This window comes from Streptococcus sp. HMSC067H01, from assembly GCF_001814775.1.
Classification (GTDB): domain Bacteria; phylum Bacillota; class Bacilli; order Lactobacillales; family Streptococcaceae; genus Streptococcus.
In genome coordinates this window covers 1-255 of the sequence record NZ_KV817815.1, presented here as the reverse complement: position 1 = coordinate 255, position 255 = coordinate 1, and the positions used below count along the sequence as shown (strand labels likewise).

At 42.0% G+C, this 255-nt stretch carries 1 protein-coding gene; it reads left to right on the top strand.

Annotation, left to right across the window (positions count from 1 at the left end):
- On the top strand, nt 1-255 hold a 255-nt coding region (locus HMPREF2987_RS09805; RefSeq protein WP_142995401.1), incomplete at both ends, for an SspB-related isopeptide-forming adhesin.

Here is a 255-nt window from a genome sequence, read left to right as displayed (position 1 = left end):
AAACAGTAAGTATCTCTGATGACTTCGATGAAACCAAGGTTGATGTAGATGCATCAGCTATCAAGGCCTACGATTCAGTAACTGGTGCAGATGTGACTGACAAGTTTGACATCAAGATCGAAAATGGTGTCATGACCGCAACCCTTAAAGCTGGCTTCACTAAGTCACTTGGAGATGCAGAAGACACTCAAATCATCGACACCACTAAATTCGCATTTGGACGCTACTATAAATTCGATATTCCAGCAACCGTTA